Source organism: Aeromonas popoffii, from assembly GCF_000820025.1.
Taxonomy (GTDB): Bacteria; Pseudomonadota; Gammaproteobacteria; order Enterobacterales; family Aeromonadaceae; genus Aeromonas; species Aeromonas popoffii.
Genome location: NZ_CDBI01000055.1, coordinates 95,312 through 114,971, shown reverse-complemented (window position 1 = coordinate 114,971; position 19,660 = coordinate 95,312). Strand labels below are relative to the sequence as shown.

Here is a 19,660-nt window from a genome sequence, read left to right as displayed (position 1 = left end):
CTCAGTGCAACAAAAAAGGCGCCCAAAGCGCTAATGCCAGTCAGTTAAGCATTTTTATGACTAAATATTCGAGATATTGAATATCAAAAACTGTTCCATGGTTAAAGAGTCAATTTGGCTCCAACCCTTGCCCTGACTGGCATGCAATAAAAAGAGGGAGGCATCATGCCTCCCTCACTCTTTAGCCCTTATCCCCTGCGGGTTGGGACTCAAATTCTCTTAACTGACTTGCATTAGCCCAAAGCGCCTTTTTATTCATTTTACGGTCAGTGCTTGCCAAGCAGCTCATTGAGCTCGTCCGCCTTGGTATGGCGCACGTCCTTGCCCTTGACGTAATAGACGATGTATTCGCAGATGTGCTGACAGCGATCGCCGACCCGCTCGATGGCCCGTGCCGCCCACAGCACGTTCAGTACCTGGGGTATGGTGCGCGGATCTTCCATCATGTAGGTCATCAGCTCGCGAATGATGGACTCGTACTCCCGATCCACCTTGTCATCTTCTTTGTAAACGGCGATGGCCGCCTCCAGATCCATGCGGGCAAAGGCGTCGAGCACGTCATGCAGCATCTTGATGGTGCGCCGGCCCATGTTCTCGAGCGATACCAAAGGCGGCTGTGGCTTATTGGCGTTGTCGGTCAGCATGCGGGCAATCTTGTCCGCCACGTCGCCGATGCGCTCCAGATCCGTGATGGTCTTGATGATGGCCATCACCAGGCGCAGGTCGGACGCGGTGGGCTGACGCTTGGCGATGATGCGGGTGCACTCCTCGTCGATCGCCACTTCCATAGCGTTGACCTTGTGGTCGTTGGCCACTATCTTGCGCGCCGCATCCAGATCCTGATCGTGGATGGCCGCGATGGCGTCGGTCAGTTGCTGCTCCACCAGACCGCCCATCACCAGCACCTGATTGCGCACGCTCTCTAGCTCGGCATTGAACTGACCGGAGATGTGTTTATTGAGGTTCATATTGTCCATACAAATAATCCTTGATGCTCCGATTATGCCTTAGCCGTTGAACTGACCGGTAATCTGTTTATTGATGCTCATCTTGTTCATATCAATAAGATCCTTGTTGCACCAACCATGCCTTAGCCGTAACGACCTGTGATGTAATCTTCGGTCTTTTTCTTGGCCGGAGTGGTGAAGATGGTGTTGGTGTTCGAGTACTCGATGAGCTCGCCCATGTACATGAAGGCAGTCTGATCCGACACCCGCGCCGCCTGCTGCATGTTATGGGTGACGATAACCACGGTGAACTGGCTCTTGAGCTCGTTGATCAGCTCCTCGATGGTGAGGGTCGAAATCGGATCCAGCGCAGAGGTGGGTTCATCCAGCAGCAGCACTTCCGGTTCGATGGCGATGGCCCGGGCGATCACCAGACGCTGCTGCTGACCACCGGAAAGACCGAAGGCATTGTCGTGCAGACGATCCTTCACCTCGTCCCACAGCGCCGCACCACGCAGGGAGCGCTCGGCCGCCTCATCAAGGGTGCGTCTGTCGTTGATGCCCTGCAGGCGCAGGCCGTAGATCACGTTCTCGTAGATGGACTTGGGGAAAGGGTTCGGACGCTGGAACACCATGCCCACCTGACGACGCAGGGCAGAAACATCCACTCCCTTGTCGTAGATGTTGTGGCCGTGCAGCTGGATCTCCCCCTCGATGCGGCAGATCTCCACCAGATCGTTCATCCGGTTGATACAGCGCAGCAGGGTCGATTTACCACAACCGGACGGACCGATAAACGCAGTCACCTGCCCTTTCGGGATCTTCATGTTGACGTTGAACAGCGCCTGTTTGTTGCCGTAGTACAGGTTAAGATCCTTCACCTCCAGCGCGGTCTGCTCCGGGCTCAGGTTGAGCAGATCCAGCGCTGTGTGCTGGGTGGACGTGGTCGTTACGTTGATCATCTGTTACCTCAAATCAGTCGGTGGCGGCGGGCATCTTGATGCGCCAGCGGCCGGAACACTTGACTGGCAAGGGGGGAACCCCGTCCCTTGCCTCACATCAGTCTGGGGTGGCTGGATTCATGTTCCAGCCACCGGGATTTCTCACGCAGTGGTTACGAATGGCTGTGATGTCGGTCAGGTTCATGCTGTTCATCCATTGTCTCAACATCCGTCCGGGCAGCCACATCAATGTTCCAAAGAGCGGAATTTTTCACGCAAGTGGTTACGAATACCGATGGCGGTCAGGTTGAGGCCAACGATCACCGTCACCAGCAGGAAGGCGGTGGCATAGACCAACGGGCGCGCCGCCTCGACGTTGGGACTCTGAAACCCGACATCATAGATGTGGAAGCCCAGGTGCATGAACTTGCGCTCCACGTGCAGGAACGGGAAGTTGCCATCCATCGGCAGGGTCGGCGCCAGTTTCACCACCCCCACCAGCATCAGCGGCGCCACTTCACCGGCAGCACGGGCAATCGCCAGAATAAGGCCGGTCATGATGGCCGGACTCGCCATCGGCAGCACGATGCGCCACAGGGTCTCGGCCTGGGTGGCTCCCAGTGCCAGCGAGCCCTGACGTATGGTGCCCGGGATCCGCGACAGCCCCTCTTCGGTGGAGACAATCACCACCGGCAGAGTCAGGATAGCCAAAGTCAGCGCCGCCCAGATAACACCGGGTGAGCCAAAGGTCGGGCTCGGCAGCGCTTCCGGGTAGAACAGCCGATCCAGCGAGCCGCCCAGGGTATAGACGAAGAGGCCCAGACCGAACACGCCGTAGACGATGGAGGGTACACCCGCCAGGTTGATCACGGCGATGCGGATGATCTTGGTCAGACTGTTCTTGCCCGCGTACTCGTGCAGGTAGACAGCCGCCACCACACCGAGCGGCGTGACTATGATCGCCATCAGGAACACCATGAACACGGTGCCGAAGATGGCCGGGAATACGCCGCCCTCGGTGTTGGCCTCGCGGGGATCGTCGGAGACGAACTTGCCGATCTGGTGGAACCAGTGACCCACCTTGGCCAGCAGGCTCATGTCGTTGGGCCACACCACATCCAGTACCTTGGACATGGGCATGGTCACCAGCTCACCACGCATATCCTTGACAGTAATGGCGTCGCGGTCGGCCTGACTGCGCAGGGAGAAGAGCTCTTTTTCCAGCAGCTGATAACGGTCGTTGAGCGCCTGGCGCTCACTGGCCAGTTCGGCTTTGAGCTGATCGGTCAGCTTGTCATCCAGCTCGGCCCTGCGCTCTTTCAGGCGCAGCCGCTCCAGCTGATAGTTGATCCTGCCAATATCCCCTTTTTGCAGATCGTTCGCCTGTGCGGAGAGCGCATTGGCGCGAGCCAGCACTCGCTTCAGAGCAGGGTGCAGATCCGTGGTCAGCTCGTTGCCATCCTCCTTCACCCCCACGATGTAGCCGTAGAAGTTGCCGTTGGTGGTACGCTCCACCATCGCCAGCTCGGCAGGCCGGGTCCGGGACTTGATGTCGGTCTCCAGCACCCAGCGGAAATCGAGGTCGACAAACTCGCGGTTGCCAGTCTTGACCAGATAACGAGTGATCTGCTCACGCTCCTCCCCTTCCAGCGGGATACCTGCGGCACGCAGCCGCTCCACCGGCACCAGCTCGCGATCATTGATCTCACCGATCAACACGCTTTTGTTGCCGTTGGCATCCTCAAGTTGCCACTCATAGATAGGGTGAGGCCAGAAGTAGACCAGACCACGCCAGCCGATGAGCAGCAACAGACCCAGTACCGCCACCAGACTCAGGCTGACGGCACCGCCGGTCATCCAGATCCAGGGGGCCCCTGATTTAAACCACTTACCCATTGTCGATTCCTTGTCCATTACAGAGTTGCCCCTTACATCGAGCTGTATTTTTCACGCAACCGCTGACGGACAAACTCGGCCAGGGTGTTGAACATAAAGGTGAACACAAACAGGACGAAGGCCGCGAGGAACAGCACCCGATAGTGGGAGCTGCCTACTTCCGATTCCGGCATCTCCACCGCGATGTTAGCGGCAAGGGTGCGCAGCCCCTGGAACATGGAGAAGTCCATGATGGGGGTATTGCCGGTGGCCATCAGCACTATCATGGTCTCGCCCACGGCGCGGCCAAGACCCATCATCACCGCCGAGAAGATGCCCGGACTGGCGGTGAGGATCACCACCCGGCTCAGGGTCTGCCAGGGAGTCGCCCCCAGCGCCAGCGAGCCCTGAGTGAGATGCTTGGGCACGGAGAACACGGCGTCCTCTGCGATAGAGAAGATAGTAGGGATGACAGCAAAGCCCATGGCGATACCGACTACCAGGGAGTTGCGCTGATCAAACTTGATGCCCATCTCGTGAGTCAGCCAGATGCGCGAATCGCCGTGCATGAAGGCGTTCTCGATGAGCGGACTCACCGCAAAGGCGCCCCAGCCGATCAGCAGCAGCACGGGGATCAGCAGGATGGCGTGCCACCCCTCCGGCAACCAGGATTTGCAGCGCTCCGGCAGATAGTTCCACACCAGCGCGGTCAGCAGCATCCCCATCGGCAGCAGGATGAACAGCAGCACTACCCCGGGCAGCGTCCCTTCGATGATGGGCGCCAGCCACAGACCCGCCAGGAAGCCCAGGATAACGGTCGGCAGCGCCGCCATGATCTCGACCGTCGGCTTGACGTATTTGCGCAGCCCGGCCGACATGAAGTAGGCGGTGTAGATGGCGCCAGCGACCCCGAGCGGCACCGCAAACATCATGGCGTAGAAGGCAGCTTTCAGGGTGCCAAACACCAGCGGCACCAGGCTCAGCTTGGCTTCGAAGTCGTTGCTGGCGGAGGTGGATTGCCACACATACTGGGGCTCGGGATAGCCTTCGTACCACACCTCTTGCCACAGAGCAGACCAGGTCACCTCGGGATGCTCATTCTCCACCGTGAACAACTTGAAGCCACCCTCCTGCTGCATCAGCAGCACGTTGTGGCGTGGCGAGATGGCCAGGGCCGACAAGGGGCCACCCTCGACCTTCTCGCTCAGCAGCTTGGTCTCGCCGGTGGCGTGGAAGAAGCTGACTGTGCCATCCCTGCCTGCACTGATGAAGCCCTTGCGAAAGTGCTCCGGGGTGAGCAGATCCACAGGGCCATCGCCCTTGAAGTCACGAATTTGGGTGAACTGGCGCTTGCCATCCTTGGCCACTTCAAACCACTGGGAGATGACGCCGTTGTCGTTGCCTACCAGCAGGGAGGAGGCACCGGAGAGCAGCTCAACCCGGGTCACGTTGGCATTGGGAGCATTGATCTCCATGACGTTGCGCAGGGAGATGTCATTGAGGTTGTGGATGTCGTAGACAGAGAGGCGGTTGCCCTCACGCACGAACAGGATACGCAGATTGGGGGTCAGCAACAGCTGATCCACATGACGCGGCAGGGAGGGAATGCTGTAGTTCTGGGCGCTCCACTCCACCTCGCCGGAGAGGAAATTCTCCTCGCCGGTCATCACCGTCATCACGCCGCGACCATCCTCGGTCACCGCGGCGGTGGCCATCTTCTCCTTGGTCGCCGCGAACACCATCAGCTGCAACGCTTTTCCTTGCGGATCAATCACCACAGGTGTTTCACCGAAGGGATACTGCAGGCTGGGTTCTATGACCCGCACATCGTTGGGATAGGAGACCTTGAAGTAGGGCTGCATCACCAGCGCCGTGCCATCGGCAAAACCGTAAGCGATGAGCTTCTGACCCGGCGCGGGTGACGCGACCGTGGTGATGTCGCCGGCAACCTGGGCCTGACCCAGGGCCTGCCCCACCTTGACCTTGCCATCCCCCTGGACGGCGAAGAAGTTGACCAGCCCCTTGTCGCTGAAGCGATAGCCAATCTCGTTCTGCTCCTCCACCCCAAGCCAGGCCGTCTTGCCCGCAACGGGTAGCGTGAACGACGCGGTCGGCTCCATCGTGGCACCATTGAAGATGGGTTTCACCACATAGAGCAGGTAGAAGAAAATGAGCAACAGGGCCACCAGCACCAGGGCACCACCTGCGGTGACCCCGTACTTGGCCAACTTATCCTTGATACGGCGCTTTCTACTGCCCGCCATACCCAAGTTTATCGATTCCGATGACATGCAAGACCTCAATGTGCGCTAGCTTGGCGGCATTATATGGCGGTTGCATGACAGTTTTGTTACATCAAGGCCCTCTGCGAATAGGCTATTTTGAGGGGCATTCAGGCAGGATGTTGTCGGCAAGAAACAGTGCCAACCATCTGTTTTATATGGGGATATATGAAGGCATCAAGCGCGGGGCAAGGCGGCTCACCCCCGTTGGCCTCAGACGGCAGGGCCGCCGCTTTGTTGCAGCGCCTGTCTGGCCGCCTTTTTCTCGGCGCGGCGACGCTTGAAGAAGGCTGATAGCTGGGCCGAGCAGGCTTCCGCCAGCACACCGCCGGTCAGCGTCACCCTGTGGTTATGGCGCGGGTCCTGCAATATTTCGAACACAGACCCCGCGGCTCCGGTCTTGAGATCTCGCGCCCCGAACACCACTCGCTTGACCCGACTGTGGATCAGGGCGCCGGCGCACATGCAGCAGGGCTCCAGCGTCACATAGAGGGTGGTGTCGAGCAGACGGTAGTTCGCCAGCCGAACACCTGCCGCGCGGATTGCCATGATTTCCGCATGGGCGCAGGCGTCATGAGTGCTGATGGAACGATTCCACCCCTCACCGACCACCTCGTCCCCCAGCACCAGCACGGCACCAACCGGGATCTCGCCTATCCCTTCAGCCCTGGCGGCCAGCGCCATGGCGTAATGCATCCAGCGCTCGTCTTGTTGCGCTTGCTCAAAGGAGTCAGCCTTCTCTGATGGCGTCACGCCCTTACCTCTTTGTCGTTATATTGCCTGTGCGCCTTGAACATTGACGCCGTGCCGACCGGGATCTCACCTGTTTCCCCCTCAGCCCCGGCGGCCAGCGCCATGGCGTAATGCATCCAGCGCTCGTCTTGTTGCGCTTGCTCAAAGGAGTCAGCGTTCTCTGATGGCGTCACGCCCTTACCCCTTTGTCGTTATATTGCCTGTGTGCCTTGAACATTGACGCCGTGCCGACCGGGATCTCACCTGTCTCCCCCTCAGCCCCGGCGGCCAGCCCCATGGCATAATGCATCCAGCGCTCGTCTTGTTCGCTATACCCCAAGCACGGTGCGACTTCTGATAGTTCCACGCCCTTGTCCTCTCTCGACAGCATGTTCATGACGGTTTGCCCTGCCTCCCGGCCTGACTGATGACGCTCATCTGTCTCTGGTCTTTGTGCGGATGTGGTTATCCGGGACAGGTCCCTGCCCGGCGGGTGATGACAAGGTGCGTGATCACCCGGCGAGGCTGCTCGCCTGGCAGTGGCTGCGCGCACCACAACACGGGGCGGCGATTATGCCAAATCTCACCTGCGGCCCCAAGCTACATCTTGGTTGCACAATAAAGAAGCAGTCGGCATCTCCCTGATAAAAAAGGAGTTGCACCAACCAATCCATATCATTAGACTCCCTTTCGTCAGCTCGAACTGACCTCGTCGGTGTGTAGCGCAGCCAGGTAGCGCATCTGCATGGGGTGTAGAGGGTCGGAGGTTCGAATCCTCTCACACCGACCATTTTCCCCGAAAATAGCCCAGTCACACGACTGGGCTATTTTTTTGCCTCGTTGCCAGCGCCCTATCTTTATTGTCCTGCAAAACGCCCTGCCCAAAGAGCCATCACTTATCAGTGGCACGCTTTTTATTCAGAACCACTTGAAACCCACGCAAAGTATCGCTAGGATACGCCACTTTTCCGCCGGCAGTGGATACAGGGAGGTGGAAACCCGGGTGATGGAGTCACCAACCGGCTTGCAATCCAACAAGGCAAGCACCCATGACGCAAACCGTTGACACACAACCCGACCAGACCCCTCTACCACCACCGAACGTCGAACTCGGCGATAACGAATACGGCACTATCGTACGCCTCGACGTGGTCGATCTGGCGGCACCGGACGACGATTACTGATCACGCCCTTAAAGGGATCCCCGGCACGCAATGGGATTGTGTGGCCACTGAGCCGTGAATTTCGCCACCCTTGCATCCTCCCGAGGGGCCAGAAAGAGCGGCTGATACAAATAACAATAAAATGCTATATATCTGAACATTACCAGTTGCATTCACTATTCATCACCCTCCTCTCCCCCCGCGTGTTGCCAGGCCAAGCTGATACAAACCTACGTTATTGCTCGTCACTTTGCCCTCGCTGATGGGGTAAATCCCATTCGCCTCCCATTCGCGACTCAAGTTTTAAACAAACGTTCACTAGCCAATGCTGGCAGGATCTGGATATTCACTGGAATCGCAGATCCCATTTCATACAACCGTTTTTTGAAAGCTTGGAGTTAGGTCGGGATTTATTTTTGCATTTGTAATTTTATTACGTAATAAGTTACATATCGAGCATCATTATCCCCACTGGATCACACCACCATCAGGGGTCGGAAAACAAGCGCATAACCATCTGCATAGAGTTTTTGCGCTAATCATATAAAACCATTAAAAACATACCCTTAACCACAACCCAAAAACGGGTGTTTTAAAAAACAGATTGACGAACAGAGCAATATTTCGCACCTTATAAATTGTGTCACCCGTCGTTACGGGACGTTTGAAAGAACAGGGATCGACTTTTGTCGTAGTTAGTAAGTTCAAAATGTAATTTTCAAAGGAGTGAACCTTATGTCGGCACCGGCTCAGACCCACTGCAGCGCCCGCCTTCGCATCCAGGGCGAGATGCTGCCCGAATACGCGCAAATTCTGACGCCGGACGCGGTGGCTCTGGTCGCCGAACTGGTAGAACGTTTTGCTCCCCAAAGGGGGGAATTGCTGAAACAACGTGTGGCACGCCAGGCACGCATCGATGGCGGCGAGCTGCCGGACTTCCTGCCCGAAACCGCCCACATCCGTGCCGGTGACTGGACCGTTCGCGGTATTCCCGCCGACCTGCAAGACAGACGGGTGGAGATCACGGGCCCGGTCGAGCGCAAGATGGTGATCAATGCCCTCAATGCCAACGTTAAAGTGTTCATGGCGGACTTCGAGGATTCGCTGGCCCCCGCCTGGAACAAGGTGATCGAGGGGCAAATCAACCTGCGCGATGCGGTCAACGGCATCGTTTCTTACACCAGCCCGGAAGGAAAGGCCTATACCCTGACCCCCAACCCGGCCGTGCTTATCTGCCGGGTTCGTGGCCTACACCTGCCGGAAAAACATGTCACCTTTGATGGCACCCCCATCCCGGGCGGCCTGTTCGACTTTGCCCTCTACTTCCTGCACAACTATCAGGCGCTGCTGGCCAAAGGGTCGGGCCCCTACTTCTATGTACCCAAGCTGCAAAGCCATCTGGAAGGGCGCTGGTGGAGCGAAGTGTTCGCCTGGACCGAAGACAAGTTCGGTCTGCCACGCGGTACCATCAAGGCCACCGTACTGATTGAAACCCTGCCCGCCGTATTCGAGATGGATGAGCTGCTCTATCAGATGCAGGATCACATAGTCGCGCTCAACTGTGGCCGCTGGGACTACATCTTCAGCTATATCAAGACGCTCAAGAACCACCCGGATCGAGTACTGCCAGACAGGCAGGTGGTGACCATGGACAAACCCTTCCTCTGCGCCTACTCACGCCTGCTGATCAAGACCTGTCACAAGCGCGGCGCGCTTGCCATGGGCGGCATGGCCGCCTTCATCCCGGCCAAAGATGCGGCCGTCAACGAGCAGGTGTTTGCCAAGGTCAAAGCCGACAAGGAGCGCGAAGCCAACAACGGCCACGATGGTACCTGGGTCGCCCACCCCGGCCTCGCCGACACGGCCATGGCGGTGTTCAATGCCACCATTGCGGCTGGCGCCAAGAACCAGATCGGCGTGCTGCGCGAGCAGGATGCCCCCATCACAGCTGCCGACCTGCTGGCCCCCTGCGAGGGTGAGCGTACCGAGGCGGGCATGCGCACCAACATCCGGGTCGCCCTGCAATACCTGGAGGCCTGGATCAACGGTAACGGCTGCGTGCCCATCTATGGCCTGATGGAAGATGCGGCCACCGCGGAGATCTCCCGCACCTCCATCTGGCAGTGGATCCGCCACGGCAAGAGCCTGTCGAATTGTCAAGTGGTGACCAAGGATCTGTTTCGCCAGATGCTGGTCGAGGAGCAGCAGGTGGTCAAACGCGAACTGGGCGATGCCCGCTGGCAGGCGGGGCGTTTTGCCGAAGCGAGCGAGCTGATGGAGCAGATCACCTGCGCGGATACCCTGATCGATTTTCTGACGCTGCCCGGTTACGAGCGACTCTGAATCACGGGCCCCCAGCGGGGCTCGCCAATAACAAGTCAATGGACACGTGAAATCAATGAAAGAGGGAACTGATATGGCACTGACCCGTGAGCAACAGATCCAGGCTATCGAGAAAGACTGGGCACAAAACCCCCGCTGGAAAGGGATCAAACGCGGCTACAGCGCCGAAGACGTGGTGAACCTGCGCGGCAGCTTGCAGCCTGCGCACACCCTGGCTCAGCGCGGCGCCGACAAATTGTGGGAACTGATCCACGGCAGCGCCAAGAAAGGCTACGTCAACTGCCTCGGTGCCCTGACCGGCGGCCAGGCGGTACAGCAGGCCAAGGCGGGCATAGAAGCCATCTACCTCTCCGGCTGGCAAGTGGCGGCGGACAACAACTTGTCCTCCACCATGTATCCGGATCAGTCCCTCTACCCGGCTAACTCTGTCCCGTCCGTGGTGGAACGCATCAACAACTCGTTTGCCCGTGCCGATCAGATCCAGTGGGCCAACAAGGTGGGTCCGCAGGATGCCGGTTTCATCGACTACTTCCTGCCGATCGTGGCGGATGCGGAAGCCGGTTTCGGTGGCGTGCTGAACGCCTTCGAGCTGATGAAGGGAATGATTGAAGCGGGCGCCGCCGGTGTGCACTTCGAAGATCAGCTGGCCTCGGTGAAGAAGTGCGGCCACATGGGTGGCAAGGTGCTGGTCCCCACCCAGGAAGCGGTACAGAAGCTGGTTGCAGCACGCCTCGCAGCCGACGTCTGCGGCACCACGACGCTGGTGATCGCCCGTACCGACGCCAACGCGGCGGACTTGCTGACCACGGATGCAGACCCTTACGATGCCGGCTTCCTGACCGGTGAGCGCACCGCAGAAGGCTTCTACAAGGTGCAGGCGGGTATCGAACAGGCCATCTCCCGTGGCCTGGCCTATGCCCCCTACGCCGACATGGTGTGGTGTGAAACCGCCAAGCCGGATCTGGACGAGGCACGCAAGTTTGCCGAAGCCATCAAGGCGCAGTACCCGGACACCATACTGGCCTACAACTGCTCCCCCAGCTTCAACTGGAAGAAGAACCTGGACGATGCCACCATCGCCCGCTTCCAGCAGGAACTGTCCGACATGGGTTACAAGTACCAGTTCATCACGCTCGCCGGCATTCATAACATGTGGTTCCACATGTACGAACTGGCCTACCAGTACGCCCGTGGCGAGGGGATGAAGCACTACGTCGAAATGGTACAGGAGCCGGAATTTGCCGCCGCCAGCCGTGGTTACACCTTCGTGGCGCACCAGCAGGAAGTGGGCACGGGTTACTTTGACAAGGTGACCACCGTTATCCAGGGCGGCCAATCCTCGGTGACCGCGCTGACCGGCTCCACCGAAGAAGATCAGTTCCACTGATAAGCAAAGCTTCCTTGAGATAGCAAAACCCCGGCCAGGTGCCGGGGTTTCTTTTTATCTGTTGTATCAGCGCCGCTGCGGCTCAGGCACACCCAATGGCTCAGAGCTCCAGGATCTCTTTTACAAAGGGGATGGTGAGCTTGCGCTTGGCGCGAAATGAGGCGTTATCGAGCTGATTGAGGGTGGTAAGCAGGGTGCGCATGTCGCGGGAGAGTCGGTTGAGCAGGAAGCGGCCCACGTCAATGGGCAATTTGAAGCCCCGCAGCTCGGCACGCAGCTGCAGGGCACTGAGCTTGCCTTCATCATCTAGCTCGTCGAGGTGGAAGCTCACCCCCCAGTCGAGGCGGGAGGCGAGATCCGGCAGTTGCAGCCCCAGCTTGCGCGGTGCACTGCAACCCGTGACCACCAGCGTCCCCTCCCCTTTCTCCTGCCAGCGATTGTAGAAATCGAACAAGGCCCGCTCCCACAGCGCATTGCCGGCGATGGCTTCGAGACTGTCGAGACAGACCAGTGGCAGGCTTTCGAGGGCATCGAGCATGCTGGGATCGAGCTGTTCGAACTGATCGAGGGAGAGATAGGCCGCCGCCGCATCGCGGGCGTTGACCTCGGCGCAAGTGGCGTGCAGCAGGTGGGAGCGTCCCGACCCCTTGGCACCCCAAAAATAGAGGAAAGGTGATCCCTGACCGATGGCCGCATTCTTGAGGGCGGTGATCAGGTGCGCATTGTTGCCGGGATAAAAACTGACGAAGGTTTCATCATCCGGTAATTGTACGGCTAAAGACAGTTGGGCCGGTTGCTTCACTCGTTGGGCTTTGACTGTGACATTTGTGGCTGAGTGTATCATCGCAAAGGCAGATAGAGAACCGCCCGGACTTGGCCAGGCGGTTGAGACAAAGCAGAAATGATCAGGGCTGCGACCATTGGTAGCGCAAACCGCTGTCATTATCGTCAATTTGGCGCAACCTGCTCTCCAGTTGCAGGCCACGGATGAGCTCAGCCTTATCCCCCTGCAACGCGAGGTTGAAGGTGACCTTGTCCCCCTCCAGCTGGCCGATCTCCACCTTGGTGACGCTGGCCATGCCCTGCAGCATCTTCTGCACCGTGATCATGCCGTCTATGCCGGACAAGCCTTCCACCACCAGGGTTTGGCTGGAGGCGACACCCGAGATGCGCGCACCATAGTTTTGCACCAGCCAGGCCGCCAGCCCATCGGCAAACCCCTGTGCCACCTCGGCCTGGGTGCCGCTGCCACTACCGCGGGTCAGCTCGGCCTGCTCGCCACCGGCTTTGGGTCCATAGAGGCCCCAGTCTATGTTCCACGTTTCCCCTGCCGGGGTCAGCTTGCCCAGCACCACCATCTCGGCGCCATAACGCTGGCTCGCCTTGAGGATGGGGTCGGCGAAGCGGCCCCAGACATCGGTGGCATTGACCGCCATGTTGTCATCGAGATCCATCAAGGGAATGCTGACAGGCAAGCCCATGGCCTGGCTCTGGGCACGCAGCGCGGCGGCCCAGCCATCGCTGGACTGATCCGGCAGGAGGCGGCGTTCTCCCTCATTGATCACCAGCCAGATGGCCACTTGAGGCCGCGCTGGTCCAAGCAGGGCAAACTTGCTCTGGGAGATCAGGGCGTTGACCTTAGCGACGTCAAAGTCGGCCTTGAGAAACTTGACCGGTCCCACGTCCTGATAACCGTAGTGCTGCACATAGTCGCCTGGAGCGGCCAGCGCCTTGACCACGGCCGGCTGGGTGAGGATATCCCGCTTGCCGGTCACCTTGACGAGTACCTCCCCCAGCGCCTGGGACTGGGCCGCCACCATGTCGCCGCTGGTGGGCGCCTTGCCCTGATAGAGATCGGTCACCTGAGCGGCCGAGACCATGAATGACAAGCCGCAGCAGAGGGCGGTCACAACACGTTTTAACATGAGAAAAGTCTCGAAATGGGAGATGGTGCTTATGGTAGCGGCAAGGTGCGCATTGCAGCAAGCTGGAGGGGGATAAACAGCAGAGCCGGCAAGGCGCCGGCTCCATTCTCACCCCTCACACAGAGAAGGTGGTCACGTTATCAGGCATTACTTGGTGCCGAAGATCTTGTCGCCGGCATCGCCCAGACCCGGGACAATATAGCCTTTCTCGTTCAGGCCCTGATCGACGGAGGCGCAGTAGAGCTCGACATCGGGGTGCACAGCTTCCAGCGCCTTGATCCCTTCCGGCGCGGCAACCAACACCAGCACCTTGATGGACTGGCAGCCTTTCTTCTTCAGCAGGTCGATGGTGGCGATCATGGAGCCGCCGGTGGCCAACATGGGATCGATTACCAGTGCCAGACGCTCTTCGATGTTGCTGACGATCTTCTCGAAATAGGGAACCGGTTGCAGGGTCTCTTCATCGCGGTAGATACCGACCACGCTGACGCGTGCGCTCGGCATGTGCTCCAGCACGCCATCCATCATGCCAAGACCGGCACGCAGGATAGGCACGACGGTGACCTTCTTGCCCTTGATCTGGTCAACTTCCACTGGTCCGTTCCAGCCATCGATGGTAACCTTCTCGGTTTCGAAGTCAGAGGTCGCTTCGTAGGTCAACAAACTGCCCACTTCTTTGGCCAGTTCACGGAAACGCTTGGTGCTGATATCGCCTTCACGCATCAGACCGATCTTGTGTTTGACCAGGGGGTGTTTGACTTCAACGACTCTCATTATTATCTCCTCTAACTGCCGCAAAAAAATCGCGGAATCATACAACAAAAGCCGACTCTTGTAGAGCTTTTCCACGCAAAAACGCGCAAACGATTTCCTTTCTGCTTTTACCCGGCCACTGTTAGAATACGCCCCGAATTTTACCCTCCACTTCTTTATATGACGGGGAATACGCGTGACTGACAAAACCTCACTGAGCTACAAGGATGCTGGCGTAGATATCGATGCTGGCAATGCACTGGTTGAACGTATCAAGGGCGTGTCAAAGCGCACTCGTCGTCCTGAAGTCCTTGGTGGTCTTGGCGGCTTTGGGGCCCTGTGTCAAATCCCTGCGGGCTACAAGGAGCCGGTACTGGTCTCCGGCACCGATGGTGTGGGCACCAAACTGCGTCTCGCCATCGATCTGAAAAAGCACGACACCGTCGGTATCGACCTGGTGGCCATGTGCGTCAATGACCTGATAGTGCAAGGCGCCGAGCCGCTGTTCTTCCTCGACTACTATGCCACCGGCAAGCTGGACGTGGACACCGCGGCCGCCGTGGTCACCGGCATAGGTGCTGGCTGCGAGCAATCCGGCTGCGCCCTGGTGGGCGGTGAAACCGCCGAGATGCCGGGCATGTATGAAGGGGAAGACTACGACATCGCCGGTTTCTGCGTCGGCGTGGTGGAGAAGAGCGAGATCATCGACGGCAGCAAGGTCGGTGACGGCGATGCCCTGATCGCCCTAGCTGCCAGCGGCCCCCACTCCAACGGTTTCTCGCTGGTGCGCAAGATCCTGGAAGTGTCCAAGGCAGACGTTCATCAGCCACTCGGTGACACCACCCTGGCCAACGCCCTGCTGGAGCCAACCCGCATCTATGTGAAGCCCGTGCTCAAGCTGATCAAGGAGTGCGAGATCCATGCCCTGTCCCATATCACGGGCGGCGGCTTCTGGGAGAACATCCCCCGCGTGCTGCCCGCCAATACCCAGGCGGTGATCGACGAGCAGAGCTGGCAGTGGCCGGCGGTGTTCGGCTGGTTGCAGCAAGCTGGCAACGTCACCCGTCACGAGATGTACCGAACCTTCAATTGCGGCGTCGGCATGATCATCGCCCTGCCTGCGGATCAGCTCGAAAAGGCGCTGACCCTGCTCAAGGCGGAAGGCGAGAATGCATGGCACATCGGCCATATCGCCAAGGCGGCCGATGGTGAAGAACAAGTCGTCATAAAATGACCTCCCCAATGAAACGGATCCTGGTGCTGGTCTCCGGCAGCGGCAGCAACCTGCAGGCTATTCTCGACAATTGCGCCAGCGGCAAGATTGCCGGCGAAGTGGTCGGCGTCATCAGCAACAAGGCCGATGCCTACGGCTTGGTGCGTGCGCAAACGGCCGGGGTAGCGACCGCCATTCTGTCCCAGCAGCAGTTTGCCAGCCGGGTGGAGTATGACGTCGCCCTGCAGGCGCTGATGGATGACTATCAGCCGGATCTGGTGGTACTGGCCGGCTTTATGCGGATCCTGAGTGCCGATCTGGTGCGTCACTTTGCAGGGCGGATGATCAACATCCACCCGTCACTACTGCCCAAGTATCAGGGCTTGCACACTCACCAGCGCGCCATCGATGCCGGTGATAGCGAGCACGGTGCCAGCGTCCACTTCGTCACCGAAGAGTTGGATGGCGGTCCCGTGATCCTGCAGGCTCGCGTCCCCATCTTCGAAGGTGACGATGTCGAGGAAGTGGCGGCCAGGGTGCAGGCTCAGGAGCACAGCATCTACCCGCTGGTGGTGCACTGGTTCTGCGAGGGAAGGCTGAGAATGCAAGGCGATACCATCCTGCTGGACGGTATCGCGCTTGGCCCCGCAGGTCATGCCTGCGAGTAACCGCCAAGCACAGCATGCAACATATGACAAGGGAGGCTTAGGCCTCCCTTGTCATTTCTAGCTACCCGCACAATTGCTGCAGTCATGTCCGATTACGCCGCTACGCGGCTAATCGAACTTACACCGGATTATCGATATCGATAAAGGTGACATCCAGCCCCTGCACGGTCGCCAGCCACTCTCCCAACGCCTTGACGCCGTAGCGTTCGGTGGCGTGGTGGCCAGCGGCGTAGAAGTGCATCCCCATCTCGCGAGCGGTGTGAATGGTCTGCTCGGAGGCTTCGCCGGAGATGAAGGCATCGATCCCCTGCTCCGCCGCCAGATTGATATAGCTCTGGCCACCGCCAGTGCACCAGGCTACGGAGCGGATAAGCTCGGGGCCTGTGTCACCACAATAAAGGGGTTCACGACCGAGCCGTTCGGCGATGAGCGTTGCAAAATCGCGACCGCTCATCGGCTCTTCCAGCTTGCCCACCATGGCGACGCTCTTGCTGTTCCAGGGCTCCAGGCCACGGCGCACCTTGATGTCCAGCAGCTTGGCAAGCTGGGCATTGTTACCCACCTCGGGATGCACATCCAGCGGTAGATGATAGGCAAACAGGTTGATGTCGTGAGTGAGCAGGGTCTTGAGGCGACGCTGCTTCATGCCGGTGATCTGGGCCGGCTCGCCGCTCCAGAAGTAACCGTGATGGACCAGAATGGCATCGGCGTCGAGGGCCACGGCCGCGTCGATCAGCGCCTGACTGGCGGTGACACCGGTCACCACCTTGCGAATGCGTGCGCGCCCTTCCACCTGCAACCCATTGGGGCAGTAATCCTTGATGGCGTGGGGTTCAAGTAGATGGTTGAGTACGGTTTCGAGTTTTCGATGAGAGATCATAGGGGTCCCTTATAAAGGCTCGGTCCCCTGCATCAACGATACAGCAGGGGGCAGGCTCAAACGCCAAGGACCCCATGATAATCGAGCAAAGCCGCCAAGACCATGACAGTTCCCTGGCAGGGCATGCCCGCCCAGTACTCAGGCGGGCAGATCGATCCCCGCCTCTCGCATCTGGGCAAGCTTGTAGCGCAGGGTGCGCGGGCTGATGCCGAGCCGGTCGGCCACCGCCTTGCGGCTGCCGTTACAGTCTTGCAAGGTATCGAGAATGATCTGGTGCTCCTGCTGCTTGAGCTCGCTGCCCAGATGCTCGCTCCCGCAGCTGCGATCGCCGCCGGTGAAGCGGATCGCCTCCTCGTCCACCTCTTCCAGGATCAGGTGCTCGCAGCCGATGAGCCCATCCGGGCTCAGGATCAGGGCACGCTGCACCACGTTGTCCAGCTCCCGCACATTGCCGGGCCAGGGGTGAGCCAACAGGCGTTCGCGCGCTTCATCTGCCAGCTGCGGCGTCGGCAACCCTTGCTGACAGGCATGCAGCGCCAGCAGGTGTTCCGCCAGCGGCAATATGTCGCCGGGCCGCTCCCAGAGCGAGGTCCAACGCAAGGGGAAGACGTTGAGACGGTAGTAGAGATCCTCGCGGAACAGGCCGTCCTGTACCGCCTTCTTGAGATCCCGGTTGCTGGTGGCGATGACCCGCACATCGAGGGGGATCATCTTGCGGCTGCCGAGTCGCTCCACCTCTTTCTCCTGCAAGACCCGCAGCAGCTTGGCCTGCAGCCCCAGATCCATCTCGGTGATCTCATCGAGCAACAAGGTGCCGCCCTGGGCCTGTTCGAACTTGCCCGGGCACCCCTGCACGGCGCCGGTAAAGGCCCCCTTCTCGTAACCGAACAGGGTTGCCTCCAGCATGTTTTCCGGGATGGCGGCGCAGTTGATGGCGACGAAGGTCTGTTCGGCGCGGCTGGAGTTGTCATGGATGTAGCGGGCCAGCACCTCTTTCCCCGTTCCGCTCGGGCCTGTCACCATGACAGTGGCTTCGCTGCGGGCTACCCGGGTCGCCAGCTGGAACAGCTCGGCGGTCTTGGGATCCCCGTACACCACGGCGCGCTTCTCCACCTTCTGGGCCGGCACATAACGGCTGACCTGGTTGAGCAGCACCTCGGGCGAAAACGGCTTGGCGAGGTAGTCGATGGCGCCTTCGCGCATGGCGCGCACGGCACCGTCTATGTTGGCGTAGGCGGTCATCAAGAGCACCGGCACCTGGGGATATTGCTGGCGAATGTTAGCCAGCAGGGTCAGGCCATCCATGCCCCCCATCTGGATATCAGAGATCACCATGTCAAAGCTCTGGCGCGACAACGCCAGCAGGGCGCGCTCGCCGCTGTCAGCTTCACGGCACTCGTAGCCGCCGAGCAACAGGGTATCCACCAGCGCTTCGCGCAGGCCATTGTCATCTTCCACGACCAGAATACGAGCCTGAGTCATGCGACACCTCCAAGCTGCACCGCTTGCTGATGCAGGGGGAACGACAGGGTAAAGCAAGTGCCTTCAGCAGGCACTGAGGCCACACTGACCTCCCCCTGATGGGCACGTACCACGGATTGCACCACAGCGAGACCCAGGCCTGTGCCCTGGGAGCGGGTGGTGAAGAAGGGTTCGAAAATCTGGTTAAGCAGGTGGGCGGGCATCCCTTTGCCATTGTCGAGAATACGCATCTCCACCCGGGCGCCACTGCGCACCGCACTCACCAACAGCGAGGTGGCACCCGCCTGCTGGGCGTTGGCGATCAGGTTGTTGATGGCCCCCGCCAGCGCATTGCTGTTGGCGAGCAGGCAGAGATCCGGCTCGGGCGCGTCTATATGCAGCTCACAGCCCTGCTGGTTGCAAAATGCCTCGGCGCCTGCCTGCACCTCGGCCAGTAATCCCTGGACCGAAATGGGTGTCACCACCTGATTGTCACCGTTGCGGGCGAACAGCAGTATGTCGTTGATCTGTTTTTCCAGGTCTTGCAACCTGGCCATCAGCTTTTGTTGGAACTGGCTGCGCGACTCGGGCTTGAGGGTGCGGTTGGCCAGATTGGCCGCATAGAGCATGGCGGCGGAGAGCGGTGTGCGGATCTGGTGTGCCAACGAGGCGGCCATGTTGCCCAAGGCAGACAGCCGCTTCATGTGGTTGACTCTGTCCTGCAGTTTGCGGGTTTCGGTCAGATCCGTGATGAACACCAACTGGCCGGGTTGATCCGGCAGCGGCTGGGTCGAGAGCTGCACCCGACGCCCATCGCGCAGGGAGATCTCGTGACCGTCATCCTCACGGGGCTGGAAGCAGCGAGCGATGATCTGGCGCCAGGCCTGACCCTCCAGCGGCTCCCCCAGCAGCGCCAGGGCGGCGGGGTTGGCACGGGTGATGCGACCCTCGCCATCGAGCAGCAATACACCGGTCGGCAGTGCCGTGAAGATGGCGTAGAGCTGGCTCACCTCGTGAGACTGGAGTAGGTTGACTTGCTGCTGGGCTGTCATAAAGCTGACCTCAAACTGGCTATTGGGTCAGGTTATTC

General features: G+C 59.4%; 18 protein-coding genes and 1 tRNA gene. 6 read left to right on the top strand and 13 right to left on the bottom strand.

The window, feature by feature from the left end; translation table 11 throughout:
* Positions 1 to 266: 266 nt before the first annotated feature.
* The 7 genes from phoU to BN1129_RS11000 all read right to left on the bottom strand — a co-directional run bounded on the left by phoU (position 267) and on the right by BN1129_RS11000 (position 7,144).
* Complete coding sequence (gene phoU / locus BN1129_RS11025) at positions 267 to 977, bottom strand: phosphate signaling complex protein PhoU (protein WP_042036494.1); 711 nt, start codon at positions 975 to 977, stop codon at positions 267 to 269.
* A 113-nt stretch (positions 978 to 1,090) separates the two neighbouring features.
* Positions 1,091 to 1,909 (bottom strand): phosphate ABC transporter ATP-binding protein PstB, encoded by an 819-nt coding sequence (gene pstB, locus BN1129_RS11020; RefSeq protein ID WP_042036492.1) that lies wholly within the window; start codon positions 1,907 to 1,909, stop codon positions 1,091 to 1,093.
* 225 nt (positions 1,910 to 2,134) lie between these two features.
* On the bottom strand, positions 2,135 to 3,784 hold the full coding sequence (gene pstA / locus BN1129_RS11015) for a phosphate ABC transporter permease PstA (RefSeq protein ID WP_042036489.1): 1,650 nt from the start codon (positions 3,782 to 3,784) through the stop codon (positions 2,135 to 2,137).
* A 32-nt stretch (positions 3,785 to 3,816) separates the two neighbouring features.
* Entirely contained in the window at positions 3,817 to 6,054 is a 2,238-nt protein-coding gene (locus BN1129_RS11010; protein WP_042036488.1) for an ABC transporter permease subunit, read from the bottom strand.
* A gap of 204 nt (positions 6,055 to 6,258) precedes the next feature.
* Complete coding sequence (gene tadA, locus BN1129_RS11005; protein ID WP_084204632.1) at positions 6,259 to 6,798, bottom strand: tRNA adenosine(34) deaminase TadA; 540 nt, start codon at positions 6,796 to 6,798, stop codon at positions 6,259 to 6,261.
* Positions 6,795 to 6,971 (bottom strand): hypothetical protein, encoded by a 177-nt coding sequence (locus tag BN1129_RS23330; RefSeq protein ID WP_157013346.1) that lies wholly within the window; start codon positions 6,969 to 6,971, stop codon positions 6,795 to 6,797. The genes tadA and BN1129_RS23330 overlap by 4 nt, the downstream gene beginning before the upstream one ends.
* On the bottom strand, positions 6,968 to 7,144 hold the full coding sequence (locus BN1129_RS11000; RefSeq protein ID WP_157013345.1) for a hypothetical protein: 177 nt from the start codon (positions 7,142 to 7,144) through the stop codon (positions 6,968 to 6,970). Before BN1129_RS11000 ends, BN1129_RS23330 begins: the two co-directional genes overlap by 4 nt.
* Before the next feature lie 346 nt (positions 7,145 to 7,490).
* Here BN1129_RS11000 and BN1129_RS10995 point away from each other — a divergent pair.
* The 4 genes from BN1129_RS10995 (at position 7,491) to aceA (ending at position 11,670) form a co-directional block, all read left to right on the top strand.
* Positions 7,491 to 7,567 (top strand) — tRNA-Pro (locus tag BN1129_RS10995).
* Positions 7,568 to 7,826: 259 nt separating this feature from the next.
* Positions 7,827 to 7,961 (top strand): hypothetical protein, encoded by a 135-nt coding sequence (locus BN1129_RS24390; protein ID WP_280136037.1) that lies wholly within the window; start codon positions 7,827 to 7,829, stop codon positions 7,959 to 7,961.
* A 714-nt stretch (positions 7,962 to 8,675) separates the two neighbouring features.
* On the top strand, positions 8,676 to 10,283 hold the full coding sequence (gene aceB / locus BN1129_RS10990; RefSeq protein WP_042036483.1) for a malate synthase A: 1,608 nt from the start codon (positions 8,676 to 8,678) through the stop codon (positions 10,281 to 10,283).
* Between the two features lie 73 nt (positions 10,284 to 10,356).
* Complete coding sequence (gene aceA, locus BN1129_RS10985; protein ID WP_042036481.1) at positions 10,357 to 11,670, top strand: isocitrate lyase; 1,314 nt, start codon at positions 10,357 to 10,359, stop codon at positions 11,668 to 11,670.
* A gap of 100 nt (positions 11,671 to 11,770) precedes the next feature.
* On the opposite strand, the gene hda is transcribed toward aceA, so the two are convergent.
* From hda to upp, 3 genes are all read right to left on the bottom strand, one after another.
* The gene (gene hda / locus BN1129_RS10980) at positions 11,771 to 12,472 is read right to left on the bottom strand and encodes a DnaA inactivator Hda (protein WP_016351307.1); all 702 of its coding nucleotides are present in this window, start codon (positions 12,470 to 12,472) and stop codon (positions 11,771 to 11,773) included.
* A gap of 103 nt (positions 12,473 to 12,575) precedes the next feature.
* Positions 12,576 to 13,595, bottom strand: coding sequence for a DUF2066 domain-containing protein (locus BN1129_RS10975; RefSeq protein ID WP_042036476.1), 1,020 nt, complete (start codon positions 13,593 to 13,595; stop codon positions 12,576 to 12,578).
* Between the two features lie 147 nt (positions 13,596 to 13,742).
* On the bottom strand, positions 13,743 to 14,369 hold the full coding sequence (gene upp / locus BN1129_RS10970; RefSeq protein WP_042036473.1) for a uracil phosphoribosyltransferase: 627 nt from the start codon (positions 14,367 to 14,369) through the stop codon (positions 13,743 to 13,745).
* 175 nt (positions 14,370 to 14,544) lie between these two features.
* Between upp and purM the strand changes: the two genes are divergently transcribed.
* Positions 14,545 to 15,582: a phosphoribosylformylglycinamidine cyclo-ligase gene (gene purM, locus BN1129_RS10965; RefSeq protein WP_042036471.1), complete on the top strand. Its 1,038-nt coding sequence runs from the start codon at positions 14,545 to 14,547 to the stop codon at positions 15,580 to 15,582.
* 8 nt (positions 15,583 to 15,590) lie between these two features.
* Positions 15,591 to 16,229, top strand: a complete 639-nt coding sequence (gene purN, locus BN1129_RS10960) for a phosphoribosylglycinamide formyltransferase (RefSeq protein ID WP_042036468.1) — start codon at positions 15,591 to 15,593, stop codon at positions 16,227 to 16,229.
* 118 nt (positions 16,230 to 16,347) lie between these two features.
* Here purN and BN1129_RS10955 read toward each other — a convergent pair whose 3' ends face one another.
* The 3 genes from BN1129_RS10955 to BN1129_RS10945 form a co-directional block, all read right to left on the bottom strand.
* Complete coding sequence (locus BN1129_RS10955) at positions 16,348 to 17,109, bottom strand: Nif3-like dinuclear metal center hexameric protein (RefSeq protein ID WP_042036465.1); 762 nt, start codon at positions 17,107 to 17,109, stop codon at positions 16,348 to 16,350.
* 138 nt (positions 17,110 to 17,247) lie between these two features.
* Complete coding sequence (locus BN1129_RS10950; RefSeq protein ID WP_042036462.1) at positions 17,248 to 18,591, bottom strand: sigma-54-dependent transcriptional regulator; 1,344 nt, start codon at positions 18,589 to 18,591, stop codon at positions 17,248 to 17,250.
* Entirely contained in the window at positions 18,588 to 19,622 is a 1,035-nt protein-coding gene (locus tag BN1129_RS10945) for a sensor histidine kinase (protein WP_042036460.1), read from the bottom strand. The genes BN1129_RS10950 and BN1129_RS10945 overlap by 4 nt, the downstream gene beginning before the upstream one ends.
* Positions 19,623 to 19,660: the final 38 nt, after the last annotated feature.